The following is an 18813-nucleotide window of genomic DNA, read 5'->3' as shown; positions in this document are numbered from 1 at the left end:
CCGGGCCCGCGGCAAGGAAAGGACTGGCCATGACGTTCGAGCCGACCGATTACGATCCCTACGATTTCGCCAACAGGCGCCATATCGGACCGTCTCCCTCGGAAATGGCCGAGATGCTCGACCGGCTCGGGGCCGGGTCGCTCGACCAGCTCATCGACGAGACGGTGCCGTCCTCGATCCGGCAGGCGAAACCGCTCGATTTCGGGCCGGCATTGTCCGAGCGCGAGCTGCTCTGGCACATGCGCCAGACCGCGCGCAAGAACCAGGTCTTCTCGACCATGATCGGCCAGGGCTTTCACGGTACGGTCACGCCGCCCGCGATCCAGCGCAACATCCTCGAGAATCCGGCTTGGTACACGGCCTACACGCCCTACCAGCCCGAGATCAGCCAAGGCCGGCTCGAGGCGCTTCTAAACTACCAGACGATGGTCTGCGACCTCACGGGGCTCGACATCGCCAATGCCTCGCTCCTCGACGAGGCGACGGCGGCGGCCGAAGCGGTCACGATGGCCGAGCGCACCGCCAAGTCGAAGGCCCGAGCGGTCTTCGTCGACGAGAACTGCCACCCGCAGAATATCGACGTGATCCGCACCCGCTGCGCCCCGCTGGGGATCGAGGTGATCGTGGGCGCGCCCGCGGATCTCGACCCCGCCTCCGTTTTCGCGGGGATCTTCCAGTATCCCGGCACGCATGGCGGGCTCATCGATTTCACCGACATCATCGCGGCGCTGCACGACAACGCCGCGCTCGGCATCGTCATCGCCGACCCAATGGCGCTCACCCTCCTGAAGGAGCCGGGCGCGATGGGGGCCGATATCGCGGTGGGCTCCACCCAGCGCTTCGGCGTGCCGATGGGCTATGGCGGGCCGCATGCCGCTTACATGGCGTGCCGCGACCCGCTCAAGCGCTCCATGCCCGGACGGATCGTGGGCGTCAGCGTCGACGCGCGCGGCAATCAGGCCTTCCGCCTGAGCCTGCAGACGCGCGAGCAGCACATCCGCCGCGAGAAGGCCACGAGCAACGTCTGCACCGCGCAGGCGCTCCTCGCCGTGATGGCGAGCTTCTATGCGGTCTTCCATGGCCCCGAGGGCCTTCGCGCCATCGCCGAGCGGATACATTCCAAGGCCGTCCACGTGGCCGAGGCACTGGCGAAGGCCGGCTATTCGGTCGCGCCCGAGCATTTCTTCGACACGATCACGGTCGAGGTCGGCGCGTTGCAGGGCACGATCTTCGCCGAGGCCGCTCGCCAGCGGATCAACCTGCGTCGGGTGGGGCGGACCAGGCTCGGCATCGCGCTCGACGAGACGACGCGGCTCGAAACCGTCGTGAAGCTTCTGGGCTGTTTCGGGATCGAGGATCCCGAGACGCAGGCCCCGACCCATGCGCGCTTCCCCGAGGCGCTCGCGCGGCAGACCGGCTATCTCGACCATCCGGTCTTCCACATGAACCGGGCCGAGACAGAGATGATGCGCTACATGCGGCGTCTGTCGGATCGCGATCTCGCGCTCGACCGCGCGATGATCCCGCTCGGCTCCTGCACGATGAAGCTCAACGCCGCGGTCGAGATGGCCCCGATCACCTGGCCGGAATTCGCGATGATCCACCCGTTCGCGCCCGCCGACCAGACCGAGGGTTATGCCGAGATGATCGGGGATCTGAGCGCCAAGCTCTGCGAGATCACCGGCTACGACGCCATGTCGATGCAGCCCAATTCGGGCGCGCAGGGCGAATATGCAGGCCTCCTGACGATCCAGCGCTACCACGAGGCGCGCGGCGAGGGGCATCGCCGGATCTGTCTCATCCCCGTCAACGCGCATGGCACCAACCCCGCCTCGGCGCAGATGTGCGGCATGAAGGTCGTGGTTGTGAAGTGCACCGCGCGCGGCGATGTCGATGTCGAGGATTTCCGCGCCAAGGCCGAGGCCGCGGGCGACGATCTCGCCGCTTGCATGATCACCTATCCCTCGACCCACGGCGTCTTCGAGGAAACGGTGAGCGAGATCTGCGAGATCACGCACCGGCATGGCGGGCAGGTCTATCTCGACGGAGCGAACCTCAACGCGATGGTCGGCCTGTCGAAACCGGGCGAGATCGGTGCCGATGTAAGCCACTTGAACCTGCACAAGACCTTCTGCATCCCGCATGGCGGCGGCGGTCCCGGCATGGGGCCGATCGGCGTGCGCGCCCATCTGGCCGAGCATCTGCCGGGCTTCGGCGAGAATGGCGGCGCGGTCTCGGCGGCCCCCTTCGGGTCGGCCTCGATCCTGCCGATCTCGTGGGCCTATTGCCTGCTCATGGGGGGCGAGGGGCTGACGCAGGCCACCAAGGTCGCGATCCTCAACGCGAACTACATCGCCAAGCGGCTCGAAGGGGCCTACGACGTCCTCTATCGCGGGCGGAACGGACGCATCGCGCATGAATGCATCCTCGACACGCGGCCCTTCGACAAGTCGGCCCATGTGACGGTCGACGATGTCGCCAAGCGGTTGATCGACAACGGCTTCCACGCTCCGACGATGAGCTGGCCCGTGGCCGGAACGCTGATGGTCGAGCCGACCGAGAGCGAGACCAAGGCCGAACTCGATCGCTTCTGCGACGCGATGCTGTCGATCCGCGAGGAGATCCGCGCGATCGAGGAGGGCGGCGATGCCGAGAACAACCCCCTGAAGCATGCGCCGCATACGGTCGAGGACCTCATCGGCGACTGGGATCGGCCCTACAGCCGCGAAACGGGATGCTATCCGGCGGGCGCGTTCCGGGTCGACAAGTACTGGCCGCCGGTCAACCGTGTCGACAACGTCTATGGCGACCGCAACCTCGTCTGCACCTGCCCGCCGCTCGAGACCTATCTCGACGCGGCCGAGTGATACCTAGCCGTCTGAGCGCTCGATGTTCATCTGGCGCTCGTCGCCGAGAAGGGAACTGACCCGGCGGCTCGGTTCGCTCGCCGTCGTTTCGGCGAGGTAGTCGGCGGGGGCCACGGCGGCCAGACGCTGGAGATCCTCGATCACCGGGATCCCTTCGCGCGCGTAGCTGAGCGCGCGCGCCGACAATGCCACCGCGGCCTCGGCAAGATCCGGGTCGCGGTGACGCGAGAGCAGCGCATAGGCCTTCTGCACGGCGATCTGCACCTCGACGAAGGCGCGCCCGTCGCGCGCGATCGGGTCGAGCGTGCTGAGCAGCATTTGCCGCATGTCGAGCGGGGGGCAATAGACCGCGGGTGCGGTCGGCGGATCGATCGGCCGTTCGGGTGGCATCTCACCGATCATGCGGGTCAGGCGGCTGACCACGTCGATGCCGGTGCGCGGGTCGTTGATGCCGGGTGACAATGCGCGTTCGGCGATCTCGGCAAGCACGACCAGCGAGAAGATCGCGTCCTGATCGTAATCCTGCTGGTCGCCGATCGCGATGGCCGCGTAGATCGCGTTCTCCTGCTCCTCGTCGAGCGTCTCGAGATCGACCTGGCCGAGCGGATCGCCCGCACCCACCCAATCCCCGGGCGAGACGGAGACGAAGATCCGCGTGGCCCAGTCCGAGGCGCATTCGTTCAGCCGGTTTGTGTCGATGTTCTGAATGTATCCGAAGCGCTTCGAATGAAACACGGCCGCGTCTTCCGGGATCTCGGCTTCCGACAGCGGACGTGCGCCTAGGAACGGATACGCGCAGCGCGCCTTGAGCGAGGCGATCGCGCTTTCCTCCACCCGGCCGATAGTCGCCTCGATCGAGCCGAGCCCGGCAAGATGCGCGACCCAGCGCAGCATCGCCACGACGAGAAGTGCCAGAACCCCCACCGTGACGAGATAGATCATCCCGTAATTGTCCTGCTCGAAGAATCCGAGATTGAGCATCACGGTCATCGTCAGCGCATAGATGAAGGCCCCGATGAAGGTCGCGATGACGGTCTGCGTGCGCCCGTCCTCGCGCAGGAGCCTGTGGGCCCGCGGTGTCGCGTTTCCGTCGGCGGCCAGATGCGAGGACACCATGATCGACAGCGAGAACGTCGTCACCGTCAGCATCGAATTGGTCAGGATCGACAGCAGATCGTCGAGCGATTCCTCGTCGATCTCGGCCTTCAGCGAAAAGGGCAGGAAATGCGACAGTGGCGACAGCACCGCCGCGAGGATCGCGAGGCAGGAAATCAGCGTCACGCGCACCCAGAATCGGCGCGCGAACCGCCGTACCTGCCAGTAGACCGAAGTTATCATCCCGTCGAACGTCGCGGTCCGCGCCCGGTTCCGCATCCGCTTGACAATTGCTGCGCGACGCGCGATGCCTCGGCCCGTTGGGGCCGTAGCTCAGTTGGGAGAGCGCGTCGTTCGCAATGACGAGGTCAGGGGTTCGATCCCCCTCGGCTCCACCACCTTTCTCGATCGCGATCGTCATGCGCCCGGGCGGTCCGCCACCCCGGGAGGTTCCGGCCATGCGCGCACCCCTCATCTTTGATGGTCACAACGATCTGCTGACGCGGCTCTATGGTGCGCCCGACGGCCCCGAAAGCGTTGGCGGCGAGGGGCAGGGTGCGATCTTTGCACCCGCCGCGCGCGAGGGCGGTTTCGCCGGCGGCTTCTTTGCACTCTGGGTGCCGTCGCATGTCGATGTCATCGCCAAGATGGCGGCGATGCAGGGCGACGGATACGACATGCCTCTGCCCGGGATGGTGCCGCAGGACGAGGCAACGAAGGTCGTGAACGACCAGATCGCGATCTTCGACGACCTCGTGCGGCTCGGCTTTCTGACCCAATGCCGCAGTGTCGGGGATCTGCGCGCCGCGATCGGCGGCGACGGCATGGCCGCGATCCTGCACATGGAGGGAGCGGAGGCCATCGGCCCCGATCTGACCGAGCTCGACGATTATTACGATCGCGGCCTGCGCTCGCTCGGGCCCGTCTGGAGCCGCGAGACGATCTTCGGTCATGGCGTGCCGTTCCGTTTCCCCTCGACCGGCGATACGGGGCCCGGCCTCACCGATGCGGGGATCCGGCTCGTCCGGCGCTGCGACAAGCTGGGGATCATGCTCGACCTGTCGCATCTGAACGAGGCGGGGTTCTGGGACGTGGCCAGGACCAGCACGCGGCCCCTCGTCGCCACGCATTCCAACGCGCATGCGATCAGCCCGCATGCGCGCAACCTCACCGATGCGCAGCTCGACGCGATCGCCGAAAGCGACGGGATGGTGGGGCTGAACTTCGCGGTGGCCTTCCTGCGCCCCGACGGCAGGATGCGCGCGGATGTCGGGATCGACGTCATGCTGCGCCATCTCGATCACCTGATCGACCGGCTCGGCGAGAATCGCGTGGGGCTCGGCTCGGATTACGACGGCGCGATGGTGCCGGAGGATCTGACGAGCGTCGCCGACCTGCCCAGGCTGCGCAGCGCGATGCGCGATCACGGCTACGACGACGCGCTGATGGAAAAGCTCTGCCACGGCAACTGGCTGCGCGTGCTGGAAAAGAGCTGGGCCTAACGCAGCTTCGCGTCGAGCCCTTCCAGCATCGCGAGACAGGCGGCAAGCTGGTCGCGCGCCACGAACTCGTCCGGCTTGTGCGCCTGTGCGATATCTCCGGGCCCGCAGACCACCGCCTGCATCCCGAGGCTCTGGAACAGGCCCGCTTCGGTCGCGAAGGCCACGACATCCGCGCCATTCGCGCCCGTCAGCTCCGACACGATCCGCGCCGCCTCGTTGTCGGTGACGGGCTCCAGCCCTTCCACGTCGCCGATCACCTGCGTCTCGATCCGCGCGCCCTCATGCACCGCGCGCATCGCGGGCAGCAGCGTGTCGTTGCAATAGTCGCGCATCGTCCGCGTCGCGAAATCCTTGTCGGCGGCGGTGACCGGGCGCAGCTCCCAATCGACCTCCGCCAGACCCGCGATCACGTTATGCGCGACGCCACCCGCGATGCGGCCCGTCTGCACCGTGCTGCCCGGCGGGTCGAACCGGCTGCCTTCTGGCGCGCGCGCGGCCAGTTCTCCGCGCAGCTCCAGAAGCCGCACGACGAACCGCGCGGCGTATTCGGTGGCCGAGACGCCCAGATCGGGCGCCGATCCGTGTCCTTCGAGTCCGTGGAAGCGGGTCGTGTATTCGCAGCACCCCTTGTGCCCTTCGATCACGCGCATCAAGGTCGGCTCGCCGATGATGGCGAGGGCGGGGCGGGTGTCGCGGCCGCGCATCTCGGCCACCAGTGCCTGCGCGCCGAGGCATCCGACCTCCTCGTCATGGGTGAAGGCGAAATGCACGGGCCGCGACAGCGTCCCCCGCGCATAGACCGGGGCGGTGGCGAGGCATGCTGCGATGAACCCCTTCATGTCGCACGTCCCCCGCCCGTAGAGCAGGCCGTCCACCTCCCGCATCGCGAAGGGATCCGTGCTCCAGTCCTGATCGGCAACGGGCACGACGTCGGTATGTCCCGACAGCAGGATGCCGCCGCCGGTCTCGGGTCCGATCGTGGCGAAGAGGTTCGCCTTCCCGCCTGTCTCGTCCCGCAGGATCTCGCACCGTGCGCCCAGGGCGCCCAGACAGTCCGCGAGAAAATCGATCATGGCGAGGTTGCTGTCGGAGGATACGGTCGGATAGGCGATGAGCTCGCCCAGAATCGTGACCGTCTCGTCGATCCGGCTCATTTCGCGACGAGCGCGCGGGGAAAGTCGCACAGGCATTCCGCCGGGCCGCTTTCGCCGATGACGATGGTTTCCGTCAGCTCCAGCCCCCAATCCTCCATCCAGAGCGCCGGCATGAAATGGAAGGTCATGCCGGGTCGGAGCAGCGTTTCGTCCGTCTCGCGCAGGCTGACCGTATGCTCGCCCCAGTCGGGCGGGTAGCTCAGCCCGACGGCATAGCCCACACGCCCGGTCTTGGTGATGCCCGCCCGTTCGAGTTCGGATTTTAGCGCTATGGCGACGTCACAGGCGCGGTTGCCGGGCGTTGCCGCCTTCAGCCCCGCCTCGATCCCGCGGGCGACCGCGGCCTCGGCATGGCGCATCTCGCGCGGCGGATCGCCGAGGAACACGGTCCGGCAGAATGGTGCGTGATAGCGGCGGTAGCAGCCCGAGATCTCGAAGAAGGTCGCTTCGTCCTTCTGAAAGGGTCGCCCGTCCCAGGTCAGATGCGCGGCGGCCGCGTCCGATCCCGAGGGCAGCAGCGGCACGATCGCCGGATAGTCGCCCCAATCGCCGTCGACGCCCATCAGCGCATCGCGATAGATATCGGCCACGAGCTCGTTCTTGGGCAGGCCGACCTCGACGCGCTCCATCAGCCCGCGGATCATCTTCGAGCTGATCGCCCCTGCCTTGCGCATGAAGACGAGCTCTTCCGCCGATTTGACGGTGCGCTGCCAGTTGCAGAGATTCGTCGCATCGACAAACACCGCCTGCGGCAATTCGGCGCTCAGCACCTCCATCGCGCGGGCGGTGAAGTAATAGTTCTCCTTCTCAACGCCGATCCGGGCCTCGGCCCCTCCGAGATCGCCCAGATGCGCGGCGAGCGTCTGCATCGGATGGCGGTCGTCGGACTGGATGTAGTCGTCGGAATAACTCAGAACGCGGTCGTTGCTCATCCAGACGGTGCGATGCGCCCCGAACCCGTCCATGTACCGCCCCCACCAGAGCGGATCGGCATCGGGCAGTACGATCACGCCCTGATGGACATAGAACGACCACCCGTCATACCCGGTGAGCCAGGCCATGTTCGACGGGTTCGTGACGAACAGGATGTCGAGCCCTTCCGCCTCCATCCGGCCGCGCACCAGCGACAATCGTCTCTGGTATTCCGCGACGCTGAAGGCAGGTTCGTGTTTCGTCATGGGCATCCTCCTTCGGGGTCGCGGTCGTCCCCCTTGGGGGGTTCCAAGCGCCGCCGCCTGCGGCTAGCCTCGAGCATATCGCAAAAGGAGGGTCCGCGACATGGACGATCTGCGCCTGAACGACGAGCTTTCCAAATGGGATCGCGACCATTTTCTGCATCCGTCGACACATCTGGCCCAACATGCCCGCGGAGAGACGGCGACCCGCGTGATCCGCAGCGCCTCGGGCGTGCATATCGAGGATTCCGACGGCAACCGCATGCTGGATGCCTTTGCCGGGCTCTATTGCGTGAACGTAGGCTATGGCCGGCGGGAAATATCCGACGCGATCGCCAGGCAGGCGCAGGAGCTCGCCTATTACCACGCCTATGTGGGCCACGGGACCGAGGCGTCGATCACGCTTGCCCGGATGGTGATCGAACGCGCGCCCAGGAACATGTCCAAGGTCTATTTCGGACTGTCGGGGTCCGACGCGAACGAAACGAACCTCAAGCTCGTCTGGTACTATAACAATATCCGTGGCCTGCCCGAGAAGAAGAAGATCATCTCGCGCTGGCGGGGTTACCACGGATCGGGCCTGATGACCGGATCGCTGACCGGGCTCGAGCTCTTCCACCGCAAGTTCGACCTGCCGCTCGCCCCCGTCCTGCACACGACCGCGCCATATTATTTCCACCGCGACGATCCCGATCAGAGCGAGGCCCAGTTCGTCGCGCAATGCGCGGCCGATCTTGAGGAACTGATCGAGCGCGAGGGCCCCGAGACGATCGCCGCCTTCTGGGCCGAACCGATGCTCGGAACCGGTGGTATCGTCCCGCCGCCCGAGGGCTACTGGCAGGCGATCGAGCCGATCCTGAAACGTCATGACATCCTTCTCGTCGCCGATGAGGTCGTGACCGGTTTCGGTCGGCTCGGCACCATGTTCGGGTCGGACCATTACGGGATCGAGCCCGACCTCATCACGATCGCCAAGGGGCTGACCAGCGCCTATGCTCCGCTCTCGGGGTCCATCGTCAGCGACAAGGTCTGGAAGGTGCTCGAGCAGGGCACGGACGAGAACGGACCGCTCGGCCATGGCTGGACCTATTCCGCGCATCCGATCGGCGCGGCGGCGGGCGTCGCGAACCTCAAGCTCATCGACGACCTGAAGCTCGTCGAGAATGCAGGGACCGTGGGGGCCTATCTCACCTCGGAGATGCGCGCGGCGCTTGCCGACCATCCCCATGTGGGCGAAGTCCGTGGCGAGGGAATGCTGGCCGCGGTCGAGCTGGTCGAGGATCGCGGGCGTCGCAGGTTCTTCGATCCGTCGCGCAAGGTGGCGGCCAAGGTCGTGGGCAAGATGGCCGAGGAGCGCGTGATCGCGCGCGCCATGCCCGGCGGCGACATCCTGGGCTTCGCCCCGCCGCTCAGCCTCTCGCGCGAGAACGTGGACGAGATCGTGGGCACCACCGTCAAGGCGATCCGCGCCGCCGGGCTCTGAGGCTCAGGCGGCGGGCTTGCGGCGTCGGGTCAGGAACACGAAGGCGCAGGCGACGAGAAGCAGCATCGACAGGAGGAACGGCGCGCCCGGAAGGTAGAAGGGCGTGCTGTCGGCCGTGGCGAGCCAGAAGACCTGCGTCATCATCAGCGGCGAGACGATCATGGCGAGCGCGCCCGCACTCGTCAGCAGGCCCTGCAGGCCGCCTTGGGCATTGTCGGGAATGGTCCGCGACATGATCCCCTGCAGTGCGGGCGTCACGACCGCGCCTAGGGCCGCGAGCGGCGTGAGGATCAGCGCGACCGTCCCGCTTGTCACGAAGGCCAGCAGGATGAAGGCGATGCTGTTGAAGATCAGCCCGTAGATCACCGTGCCCCGATCTCCCAGCCAGCGCAGGATGTAGCGGATGAGCCAGCCCTGCACGAGGGCCAGCGCGATGCCGAAGAAGGCGAGCGACAGGCCGACCATCTGCGGGTTCCACCCGAACCGCGCCTTGGTGAAGTAGGCCCAGATCGCGGGATAGACGAAGAACGCCACCTGATAGAGGAAGAACATCAGGACCAGCCGCGTGACCCCCTCCATCCGGCCCAGATCGAGCAGCGCACCCAGCGGATTGGCCCTGACCCACGAGAAGGGCCGCCTGATCCGGTCGGTCACGGTCTCGGGCAGGATGAAATAGCCGAAGCAGAGGTTCAGCGCGGCGAGAACGCTCGCCATGTAGAACGGCGCGCGGGTCCCGTATTCGGCCAGCACGCCACCCAGCAGCGGGCCGAGCACGAAGCCCACCCCGAAGGACGCACCGACCATGCCGAAGCGCGCGGCCTTCTGCGCCGGGGTCGAGATGTCGGCGACGAAAGCCGTCGCCGTCGATTGCGTCGAGGCCGCGATGCCGCCCACGATCCGTCCCGCGAGCAGGACCCAGATACTGCCGGCGAGTGCGATGACGAGATAGTCGAGGCTCATGACGAGAAGCGAGACGAGCAGGACCGGACGTCGTCCGAACCGGTCGCTCAGCGATCCGAGGAACGGGCCGAAGAGGAACTGCATCACCGCGAAGCTGGTCGAGAGGATCCCGCCCCAGAGCGCGGCCTCGGCAAGGTTGCCGCCCGACACCTCCTCGATGAGGTCGGGCATCACCGGCAGGACGAGGCCGATCCCCATCGCATCGATGATGAGTGTCACCATGATGAAGGTCAGGGGCAGGCGGTCTTTCATCGGGTCTCCCAAAGGCGCGACGGATGTCGCTGGCGCAAGCGCGCGTCATCGCGCGGGCTCCGGGCGGTGTCAATCCTGCGGCAGGCGGACGCGGGTCGGCGCTCAGGTACCCCGCGCGCGGGACATGCCTCAGACGTGGCCGGTGCGGCGAATGAAATCCGACAGGATCCCTGCGTATTCCTCGGGCTTCTCGACGCAGGGCAGATGTCCCGCCCCGCGGATCAGCGCGAAGTCCGATCCGGGGATCAGGTCCATCGTCTCGCGCATGAGGTCGGGCGGCGTGCTGCCGTCCTCGGACCCCGCGATGCCGAGCGCGGGCAGGCGCAGCGTCGCGGTCGAGGCGTAGAAATCCGTGCCCGAGATCGCGGCCGAGCATCCGCCATAGCCGTCGCGCGGCGTGCGGCAGAGCAGGTGCCGCCATTTCACGATCTCGTCCGTCGCACGGAATTCGGCCGAGAACCACCGCTCCATCACCGCATCCGCCAGCGCCTCGATCCCGTCGATCTTGAGCGTGTCGATCCGGTCCTTCCAGATCTCGGGCGTGCCGATCTTGGCGGCGGTGTTCGACAGCACCACGGCGCGGATGAGGTCGGGCCGCTTCACCGAAAGGCCCTGCGCGATCATGCCGCCTATGGAAAGCCCCACGAAGAGGCTGTCGCGCACATCGAGACGGTCCATGAGCCGTTCGGCATCGGTGATGAGCATGCCCATGGAATAGGGCATCGGTGGGCAATCGCTCAGCCCGTGGCCACGCTTGTCGTAGCGGATGATCCTGAGGCCCGCTGGCAGCAGCGGCAGGATCGCATCCCAGAGCCGCATGTCCGTGCCGAGGGAATTCGCGAAGACGATCGGCGCGCCGTCCGGATCGCCGCTTTCCTCGTAATGCAGATGCAAACCGTCAAAGGTGGCGATGGGCATGGGAAGGCTCCGATAGGGGGGTGGGGCGGTGGGGCGCGCCGGTCTCAGCCATCGCCGAACCGTTCGAGCGCCGCCCGGAAGGTTGCGGGATCGACATTGCCGCCCGAGGCCACGCAGACGACCGTGTCGCCCGCGACCTCCCCGCCATGGAAGAGCGCGGCGGCAAGCGCGACGGCACCGCCGGGCTCGAGCACGATCTTCAGCCGCGCGAAGGCCAGCGCCATCGCGTGCAGCGCCTCGTCGTCGGTAACGGCGATGCCCGGACCGCAATGGCGCTTCATGATCGGAAAGGTCAACTGCCCCGGCGCGGGCGTCACGATCGCGTCGCAGATGCTGCGGGCGTCCGGCGCGTTGCGCAGGATCTCTCCGGCGGCAAGCGAACGGGCCGTGTCGTCGAAGCCCCGAGGCTCCACCGGTCGCACACGCAGGCCCGGCGCACGCTCGGCCAGCGCAAGCGCGATGCCCGATGTGAGCCCGCCGCCGCCGCAGCAGACGAGCACGTCGCCCGTGGCATCGCCCAGCTCCTCCGCGATCTCGATCCCGCAGGACGCCTGGCCCGCGATAACATCCGGCTCGTCATAGGGACGGACGAGCGTCAGGCCACGGTCGCGCGCCATCGTCTCGCCGATCGCCTCGCGATCCTCTGCATGGCGGTCATAGGTCACGATCTCGGCCCCGTAGGCGCGCGTATTGGCGAGCTTCGTCGCGGGCGCGTCGGCGGGCATCACGATCGTCGCGGGCACGCCGTGCATCCGGGCGGCGAGCGCCACGCCCTGCGCGTGGTTGCCCGAGGAATAGGCGAGGATGCCGCGATTGCGCGTCGTCTCGTCCATAGCGCTGATCGCCGAGAAGGCTCCTCGGAACTTGAAGCTGCCGGTGAGCTGCAGGCATTCGGCCTTCACCAGCACGCGCCGGCCGGCCACCTCGTCGAGAAGCGGCGCTGAGAGAAGCGGCGTGCGTCGGGCATGGCCCTGCAATCTCCGCGCGGCGGCGTCGATGGCGTCGGGCGTCACAGCAGCGCCTGCCATCTGGCAAGCGCGTCGAGCGCCTCGGGTTCGTCGAGAAAGGGGACGTGGCCGCGCCCCGGCACCTCGACCGCGATCATGTCGGGCCTGCGGCGCTGCATCTCGGCGAAGGTCTCGGGCGACAGGAGGTTCGAGTTGCGCCCCCTGATCGCGGCGAGCGGCAGCCCCTCCAGCGCGTCGAAGAGCGGCCACATGTCCGGCGCGGGCTCGGCGCCGCCCGCCCGGACGGCATCGGCGAGGCCCGGGTCGTAGTTGATGGTCAGGCCGTTCTCGCCCTCGACGTAATGCTTGGCGACCTCGTCGATCCAGCGCGATTGCGGCACCTCCTCGAACCCCGCCATGAGGCCCGAACGGATCGCCGCCGCTTCGGCCAGCGTCGCCTGCTCGGGCGCGCGGCCGATATAGTCCATGATCGCGGCGATCCCCTCGGGCGCGATCTCGGGGCCGATATCGTTGAGGCAGACGCCCGTGAGACGGTCCTTGGCGGTGGCGGCGATCAGCATGGCGATGAGCCCGCCGCGCGACGTGCCCAGGATCGCGGCACGGGGCAGTTCCAGATGATCGAGAAGCTCGAGCGCGTCGCGCGCCTCGACGGGGACGCTGTAGCTGTCGCTCTCGGCCCAGTCGGATTTTCCCCGCCCGCGATAATCGAGCGCGATGACACGGCCCGAAAGGTGCGGCGCGACATAGTCGAAATCGGTCGAATTGCGCGTCAAGCCGGACAGGCAGAGGATCGCCGTGCCCTCGCCGCGATCCTCGTAATGAAGCCTGAGACCGTCGGAGGTGGTGAAATCAGGCATCGGCGCGACCTCTCGTCATTTCGGGGGCTCTTCGGCCCCCGGCGGGGCGAGGATGCACCGGGGGCGGGCGCTGCGCAACATCATGTGGCGGAAGGTGGCGTTTTGCGAAACAACACGAAAACCGGCGGAAAAATCGCCGAATTTGCATGTTTTTGGCCCGAAATGCAGGGTTTCGGGGGTTTACAGCCGCGCAATGATCCCTAGGTCTACCCGCAAGACGCGACAGAGCACCCGCCGAGATTGGCGGCCTCTTCAAATTTCATCCGACATCGAAGGAGTTCGACATGAGCCAGGCAAAGGCAGGCGACACCGTTTCCATGCATTACACCGGCAGCCTGACGGACGGCACCCAGTTCGACAGCAGCCAAGGCCGCGAGCCGCTGGAATTCCAGCTCGGCACCGGCCAGATTATCCCGGGCCTCGACAATGCCCTGACCGGCATGGAAGTCGGCGACAAGAAGACCGTGACCGTGACGCCGGAAGAGGGCTACGGCCCCCGCGATCCGCAGCGCGTCCAAGCGGTTCCGCGTGACCAGCTTCCCGATCACATCCCGACCGATCCGGGCACCCAGCTGCAGATGCAGACGCCCGACGGTCAGACGATTCCCGTGATGGTGGCCGAGGCGAACGACACCGAGGTAATGCTCGACGCGAACCACCCGCTTGCGGGTCAGGAACTGAAGTTCGACGTCGAGCTCGTCGACATCAAGGCCGCCTGAGCCTGCGCGAATTCGGCGACGGCATCCTCGAGGTGCCGTCGCGATGCCGGGCCGTCCCCATGGGGCGGCCCGCTTTCGTTTCAGATGTGGTCCGGCTGCGGCATGCCGAGGACGTGGTAGCCGCCATCCACGTGCACGATCTCGCCCGTGGTGTACGACCCGGCCTCGGAGGCGAGATAGACCGCCGTGCCGCCGACGGCATCGAGCGTCGCATTGGATCTGAGCGGCGCATTCTCGCCCGTATGCTTGAAGGTCTTGCGCGCGCCGCCGATCGCCGCGCCGGCCAAAGTCTTCATTGGCCCCGGCGAAATCGCGTTGACGCGGATGCCGTCAGGCCCGAGATCGTTCGCGAGATACCTGACCGCGGATTCCAGCGCGGCCTTCGCCACGCCCATGACGTTGTAGAACGGCGTGACCTTGTTCGACCCCTGATAGGTGAGCGTCAGGAGCGTCCCGCCCTCAGGCATGAGCTCGGAGGCGCGTTTCGCCACGTCGATGAATGAATAGCAGCTGACAGCGAGCGAATTGCCGAAATTGGCCCGCGTCGTGTTGATGAAGCGGCCCGTCAGTTCCTTCTTGTCGGAAAAGGCAATCGCGTGGACCACGAAGTCGAGGCCGCCCCAGCGTTCGCGGATCTTGTCGAATCCCGCATCCATGCTGTCGTCGCTGCCGACATCGATGTCGATCAGGAAGTCGCTGCCGACGGAGGCCGCCAGCGGTTCGACCCGCTTGCCGAAGGCCTCTCCCTGGTAGGAAAAGGCGAGCTCCGCCCCCTCGGCGGCCATCGCGCGGGCGATGCCCCATGCGATCGAGTGATCGTTGGCCACGCCCATGACGAGACCGCGTTTGCCCCGGAGCAGATCCGCCATGAGCCTATTCCCTGAATTTCGTGAGAAGCATCGACCCGTTCGTCCCGCCGAAGCCGAAGGAATTGGTCATGACCGTATCGAGCCCGGCATTCTCCACCAGTTCCGTCGCGATCTCTCCGGGCCGGATCGCGGGGTCGAGCGTCTCGACGTTGATCGAGGGCGCGATGAAGTCGTTTTCTAGCATCAGGAGGCAATAGACGGCCTCCTGGGCACCGGTGGCCCCCTGCGAATGGCCGGTCATCGACTTGGTGGAACTGATGAGAGGCGAGGTGCCTTCGCCGAAGACGCGGCGCACGGCCTCGACCTCGCCCACATCGCCCACCGGCGTCGAGGTGCCGTGCGCGTTGATGTATCCCACGCGCGACGGCTCGAAATCCTTGAGCGCGAGGCGCATCGCCCGCTCGCCGCCCTCGCCCGAGGGCGCGACCATGTCGTGCCCGTCGCTCGTCGCGCCGAAGCCCGTGACCTCGGCATAGATCTTTGCACCGCGCGCCTGGGCGTGTTCGAGGCTTTCGAGAACGACCATTCCGCCGCCGCCCGCGATGACGAATCCGTCGCGGTTCGCATCGAAGGCGCGGCTCGCCTTCTCGGGGGTGTCGTTGTATTTCGAGCTCATCGCGCCCATCGCGTCGAAGAGGCAGGAGAGCGTCCAGTCGAGCTCCTCTCCGCCGCCGGCGAACATCACGTCCTGGCCCCCGACCGCGATCTGCTGCGCGGCCATGCCGATGCAGTGCAGCGAGGTCGAGCAGGCGGAGGTGATCGAGAAGTTCATCCCCTTGATCGCGAAGGCGGTCGAAAGGTTCGCACTCACGGTCGAGGACATGGTCTTGGGCACCGCGAAGGGGCCGATGCGCTTGGGGCTGCCCTTCTGCAGGACGGTCTGGTGCGCCTCGAACATGGCCGAGGTCGAGGGGCCGCCCGACCCCGCGATCAGCCCTGTCGAGGGATTCGAGACCTGATCGGGGCTGAGCCCCGCATCCGCGATGGCCTGCTGCAGCGCGATATGGGCATAGGCGGCACCCGGCCCCATGAACCGCAGCGTGCGCTTGTCGACATGGTCGGCCACGTCGATCTTGAGCGTTCCGGCGATCTGGCTGCGAAAGCCGTGCTCGGCCATGTCGGCACTCGCCTCGATGCCCGATCGGCCGGCCCTGAGCGCGGCGGTCACTTCCTCAGCGTTATTCCCGATGGGCGAGACGATGCCCAGCCCGGTGACGACGACGCGGCGCATGGCGCTCTCCCTCTGGATGGATCAGCTTTCGGACAGGGCGACTTTCATCCCCGTCACCTGATAGATCAGTTCCCCGTCGGCATGGACGGTCCCGTCGGCCACGCCCATCGTCAGGCGGCGCGATTGCACGGCCTTCGTGAAATCGACGGTGTAGGTCAGCATCTTGCGTTCGGGGCGGACCATGCCGGTCAGCTTGACCTCGCCCACACCCAGCGCATAGCCGCGCCCCTGCCAGCCGCGCCAGCCGAGGTTGAAGCCCGTGAGCTGCCAGAGCCCGTCGAGCCCCAGACATCCCGGCATGATCGGATTGCCCGGGAAATGGCACTCGAAGAACCAGAGGTCCGGATTGATGTCGAACTCGGCCACGACGTGACCCTTGCCATGCGCGCCGCCATCGTCCGAGATGTCGGTGATCCGGTCCATCATCAGCATGGGCGGCTCGGGCAATTGCGCATTGCCGGGTCCGAACAGCTCGCCGCGCGCGCATTTCAGCAGCGCGTCGCGATCGAAGCTCGTTGGATAGCGCGTCATGCGGAAGGCCTCCCCTTGGGCTCGTTTTCCTTGTCCGAGCGGTCTATCACCGGCCTCTTCCCGCGTGCAAGGGCGCGGGCCGGCGGGATTGCCGATTGAAATCGGGGCATTTCCTGTCCTATATGTGCTGCTATGAGTGAAAGAGGCAACATCGTGGACACCCTTGCACGCGATCGCGGGATCGAGTGGCTGAATGCCGCACGTCTCAGGCCCACGCGGCAGCGCGTCTCGCTTGCCGCCCTTCTCGTGGGCGACGGTCGCGACCGGCACGTCACCGCCGAGAGCCTCTATGCGGCGAGCCGCGAGACCGGCGAGGCCGTATCGCTTGCGACGGTCTACAACACGCTCAGGGCGTTCTGCGATGCGGGCCTGATGCAGGAAGTGACCGTCGAAGGTTCGAAAAGCTATTTCGACACCCGAATGGACGACCATCCGCATTTCTACTGGGAAGACGACGGTCGCCTGACCGACGCCCCGGCCGAAGAGCTCAAGATCGAATCCCTTCCCACGGCCCCCGACGGCACGCGGATCAGCGCGGTGGACGTGGTCATCCGGCTGCGCCGCAGCTGAAACGCACCTCCGGGCGATCCAGTCGGATCGCCGGGGCTCGTCTCTCCAGTATCCACTCACATCTGGGAATGAACCGGCGCGCCTGAACGGGCGGGTCGGATCAATCGCGTCGTCCCGGCTGCCGGGACTGCGCACCCGCCGCGCGAAGGCGGCCGGGGCGTTTGGACGGGGGTCGTCAGGCCGCGCGGCGATTGCCACCGGGCTTCGACCGGCGGCGCGGCCGGCCCGATTTCGCCTTCGCCGGGCCGCCGCGTCCACCGCCACCACCGGGCTTGCCACCGCGGCCGCCCTGTTTCGGCGGCGGGGTGTCCTCGGCCCAGGGCGCGCCGGAGGCGACCGTGACCTTCGTCTTCAGCACCTTCTCGATATCGCGCAGATAGGACATCTCGTCGGGTGCGCAGAAGGCCACGGCCTGTCCGTCACGGCCCGCACGCGCGGTCCGCCCGATCCGGTGGACGTAGTTCTCGGCCACGTTCGGCAACTCGTAATTGTAGACGTATTCGACGCCGGGGATGTCGATGCCGCGGGCGGCCACGTCGGTCGCGACCAGAACCTTGATCGTGCCGTCCTTGAAGCCTTGGATCGCGCGGTCGCGCTGTCCTTGGCTCTTGTTGCCGTGGATCGAGGCGGTCGCAAAGCCCGCGCGGTCGAGCTGCTTCATCAGGCGCTCGGACCCGTGCTTGGTGCGGCCGAAGACCAGCGCACGTTCGTCCTTGTGGCGCGAAAGGCATTCGACCAGCAGGTCCTGCTTGCCTTCCTTCGACACGAAATGGACTTCCTGCTCGACCTTGTCGGCGGCCTGCCCGGGGCGGGCGACCTCGATGCGGACGGGGTTGGTGAGGTACTTGTCCGCGATCTCGGACATGAGCTTCGGCATCGTGGCCGAGAAGAGCATCGTCTGACGCTCGGGCCGGAGCAGCGGCGCGATCTGGCGCAGCGCGTGGATGAATCCCATGTCGAGCATCTGGTCCGCTTCGTCGAGGACGAGGAAGCGCGTATCGGAAAGCCGTACGGCCTTGCGCTCGATCAGGTCGATGAGCCGGCCGGGCGTCGCCACGAGCAGGTCGGTGCCGCGCTCCAGTCGGCCGATCTGCCGGTTGATCGACACGCCGCCCACGACGACCGCGATCGACAGATGCGTGCCGCCCGCGAAATTCCTGAGGCTCTCGGCGATCTGGTTGGCAAGCTCGCGCGTCGGCGCGAGGATCAGCCCGCGGACCGAGCGGGGCTCGGGCTTCGTCCCTTCGGCCGACAGCGCATGGACGAGCGGCAGGCCGAAGGCCGCGGTCTTGCCGGTGCCGGTCTGGGCGAGGCCCATGACGTCGCGGCCGTTCATGGCATGCGGGATCGCCTGCTTCTGGATGGGCGTCGGGTCCTTGAGGCCGATCTCGGCCAGGCGGGCGGTCATCTTGGGCGAGAGGCCCAGCATATCGAAATCCATCGAATGGATCCTTTCGGAAAATGGGTCGGAGGCCCGCGGCAGGATGCCGGGGTGTCCGTGCAGCAAGAGGAGACATCCGGGAACTGACTCGGGGCCGCATTGCCGCCGGGCCGTCCTGAATGCGTGCCTCCCCGCGTGATCTGGGAAACGGTGCGTCGATCTCGTGGGGCCTTGGGGCCCGTCTGCTCACGCGGCAGGGATCGGCGTCTTGATGTGGCATA

General features: G+C 66.9%; 16 protein-coding genes and 1 tRNA gene. 6 read left to right on the top strand and 11 right to left on the bottom strand.

Annotated elements, in window-relative coordinates; genetic code table 11:
* The first annotated feature begins 29 nt into the window (after positions 1-29).
* Positions 30-2867, top strand: coding sequence for an aminomethyl-transferring glycine dehydrogenase (gcvP, locus tag RVY76_RS12185; protein ID WP_317374334.1), 2838 nt, complete (start codon positions 30-32; stop codon positions 2865-2867).
* Between the two features lie 3 nt (positions 2868-2870).
* On the opposite strand, the gene RVY76_RS12180 is transcribed toward gcvP, so the two are convergent.
* Complete coding sequence (locus tag RVY76_RS12180) at positions 2871-4205, bottom strand: DUF2254 domain-containing protein (protein ID WP_317374332.1); 1335 nt, start codon at positions 4203-4205, stop codon at positions 2871-2873.
* 79 nt (positions 4206-4284) lie between these two features.
* Between RVY76_RS12180 and RVY76_RS12175 the strand changes: the two genes are divergently transcribed.
* Positions 4285-4360, top strand: a tRNA-Ala gene (locus RVY76_RS12175).
* Positions 4361-4420: 60 nt separating this feature from the next.
* Positions 4421-5464: a dipeptidase gene (locus tag RVY76_RS12170; RefSeq protein WP_317374331.1), complete on the top strand. Its 1044-nt coding sequence runs from the start codon at positions 4421-4423 to the stop codon at positions 5462-5464.
* Here the strand turns inward: RVY76_RS12170 and argE are convergent.
* Positions 5461-6618, bottom strand: coding sequence for an acetylornithine deacetylase (argE, locus tag RVY76_RS12165; protein ID WP_317374329.1), 1158 nt, complete (start codon positions 6616-6618; stop codon positions 5461-5463). The genes RVY76_RS12170 and argE overlap by 4 nt on opposite strands.
* Complete coding sequence (locus tag RVY76_RS12160) at positions 6615-7796, bottom strand: M24 family metallopeptidase (protein WP_317374327.1); 1182 nt, start codon at positions 7794-7796, stop codon at positions 6615-6617. Before RVY76_RS12160 ends, argE begins: the two co-directional genes overlap by 4 nt.
* 109 nt (positions 7797-7905) lie before the next feature.
* Here RVY76_RS12160 and RVY76_RS12155 point away from each other — a divergent pair, with 109 nt between their 5' ends.
* The gene (locus tag RVY76_RS12155; RefSeq protein ID WP_317376764.1) at positions 7906-9276 is read left to right on the top strand and encodes an aspartate aminotransferase family protein; all 1371 of its coding nucleotides are present in this window, start codon (positions 7906-7908) and stop codon (positions 9274-9276) included.
* Between the two features lie 3 nt (positions 9277-9279).
* Here RVY76_RS12155 and RVY76_RS12150 read toward each other — a convergent pair whose 3' ends face one another.
* From RVY76_RS12150 to RVY76_RS12135, 4 genes are all read right to left on the bottom strand, one after another.
* Positions 9280-10488 (bottom strand): TCR/Tet family MFS transporter, encoded by a 1209-nt coding sequence (locus RVY76_RS12150; protein WP_317374326.1) that lies wholly within the window; start codon positions 10486-10488, stop codon positions 9280-9282.
* Between the two features lie 129 nt (positions 10489-10617).
* Complete coding sequence (pcaD, locus tag RVY76_RS12145) at positions 10618-11406, bottom strand: 3-oxoadipate enol-lactonase (RefSeq protein ID WP_317374325.1); 789 nt, start codon at positions 11404-11406, stop codon at positions 10618-10620.
* Between the two features lie 44 nt (positions 11407-11450).
* Positions 11451-12419 (bottom strand): threonine/serine dehydratase, encoded by a 969-nt coding sequence (locus RVY76_RS12140; protein ID WP_410795996.1) that lies wholly within the window; start codon positions 12417-12419, stop codon positions 11451-11453.
* Entirely contained in the window at positions 12416-13231 is an 816-nt protein-coding gene (locus tag RVY76_RS12135; RefSeq protein WP_317374322.1) for an alpha/beta hydrolase, read from the bottom strand. Before RVY76_RS12135 ends, RVY76_RS12140 begins: the two co-directional genes overlap by 4 nt.
* 284 nt (positions 13232-13515) lie before the next feature.
* On the opposite strand from RVY76_RS12135, the gene RVY76_RS12130 reads away from it, so the two are divergent.
* Positions 13516-13950, top strand: a complete 435-nt coding sequence (locus tag RVY76_RS12130) for a peptidylprolyl isomerase (protein WP_317374321.1) — start codon at positions 13516-13518, stop codon at positions 13948-13950.
* A gap of 80 nt (positions 13951-14030) precedes the next feature.
* Here RVY76_RS12130 and RVY76_RS12125 read toward each other — a convergent pair whose 3' ends face one another.
* Genes RVY76_RS12125 through fabA form a run of 3 tightly spaced genes read right to left on the bottom strand, consistent with a single transcriptional unit; the run spans position 14031 to position 16581 of the window.
* On the bottom strand, positions 14031-14819 hold the full coding sequence (locus RVY76_RS12125) for an enoyl-ACP reductase (protein ID WP_317374320.1): 789 nt from the start codon (positions 14817-14819) through the stop codon (positions 14031-14033).
* Positions 14820-14823: 4 nt separating this feature from the next.
* Positions 14824-16050: a beta-ketoacyl-ACP synthase I gene (gene fabB, locus RVY76_RS12120; protein ID WP_317374319.1), complete on the bottom strand. Its 1227-nt coding sequence runs from the start codon at positions 16048-16050 to the stop codon at positions 14824-14826.
* Positions 16051-16071: 21 nt separating this feature from the next.
* Positions 16072-16581: a bifunctional 3-hydroxydecanoyl-ACP dehydratase/trans-2-decenoyl-ACP isomerase gene (gene fabA, locus RVY76_RS12115; RefSeq protein ID WP_317374318.1), complete on the bottom strand. Its 510-nt coding sequence runs from the start codon at positions 16579-16581 to the stop codon at positions 16072-16074.
* A gap of 132 nt (positions 16582-16713) precedes the next feature.
* Between fabA and irrA the strand changes: the two genes are divergently transcribed.
* Positions 16714-17151: an iron response transcriptional regulator IrrA gene (gene irrA, locus RVY76_RS12110; protein ID WP_317374317.1), complete on the top strand. Its 438-nt coding sequence runs from the start codon at positions 16714-16716 to the stop codon at positions 17149-17151.
* A 175-nt stretch (positions 17152-17326) separates the two neighbouring features.
* Here the strand turns inward: irrA and RVY76_RS12105 are convergent, their stop codons facing one another.
* Positions 17327-18592, bottom strand: coding sequence for a DEAD/DEAH box helicase (locus tag RVY76_RS12105; protein WP_317374316.1), 1266 nt, complete (start codon positions 18590-18592; stop codon positions 17327-17329).
* Positions 18593-18813: the final 221 nt, after the last annotated feature.

It is taken from the genome of Palleronia sp. LCG004, from assembly GCF_032931615.1.
Lineage (GTDB): Bacteria > Pseudomonadota > Alphaproteobacteria > Rhodobacterales > Rhodobacteraceae > Palleronia.
This window is presented reverse-complemented; position numbering and strand designations above follow the sequence as displayed.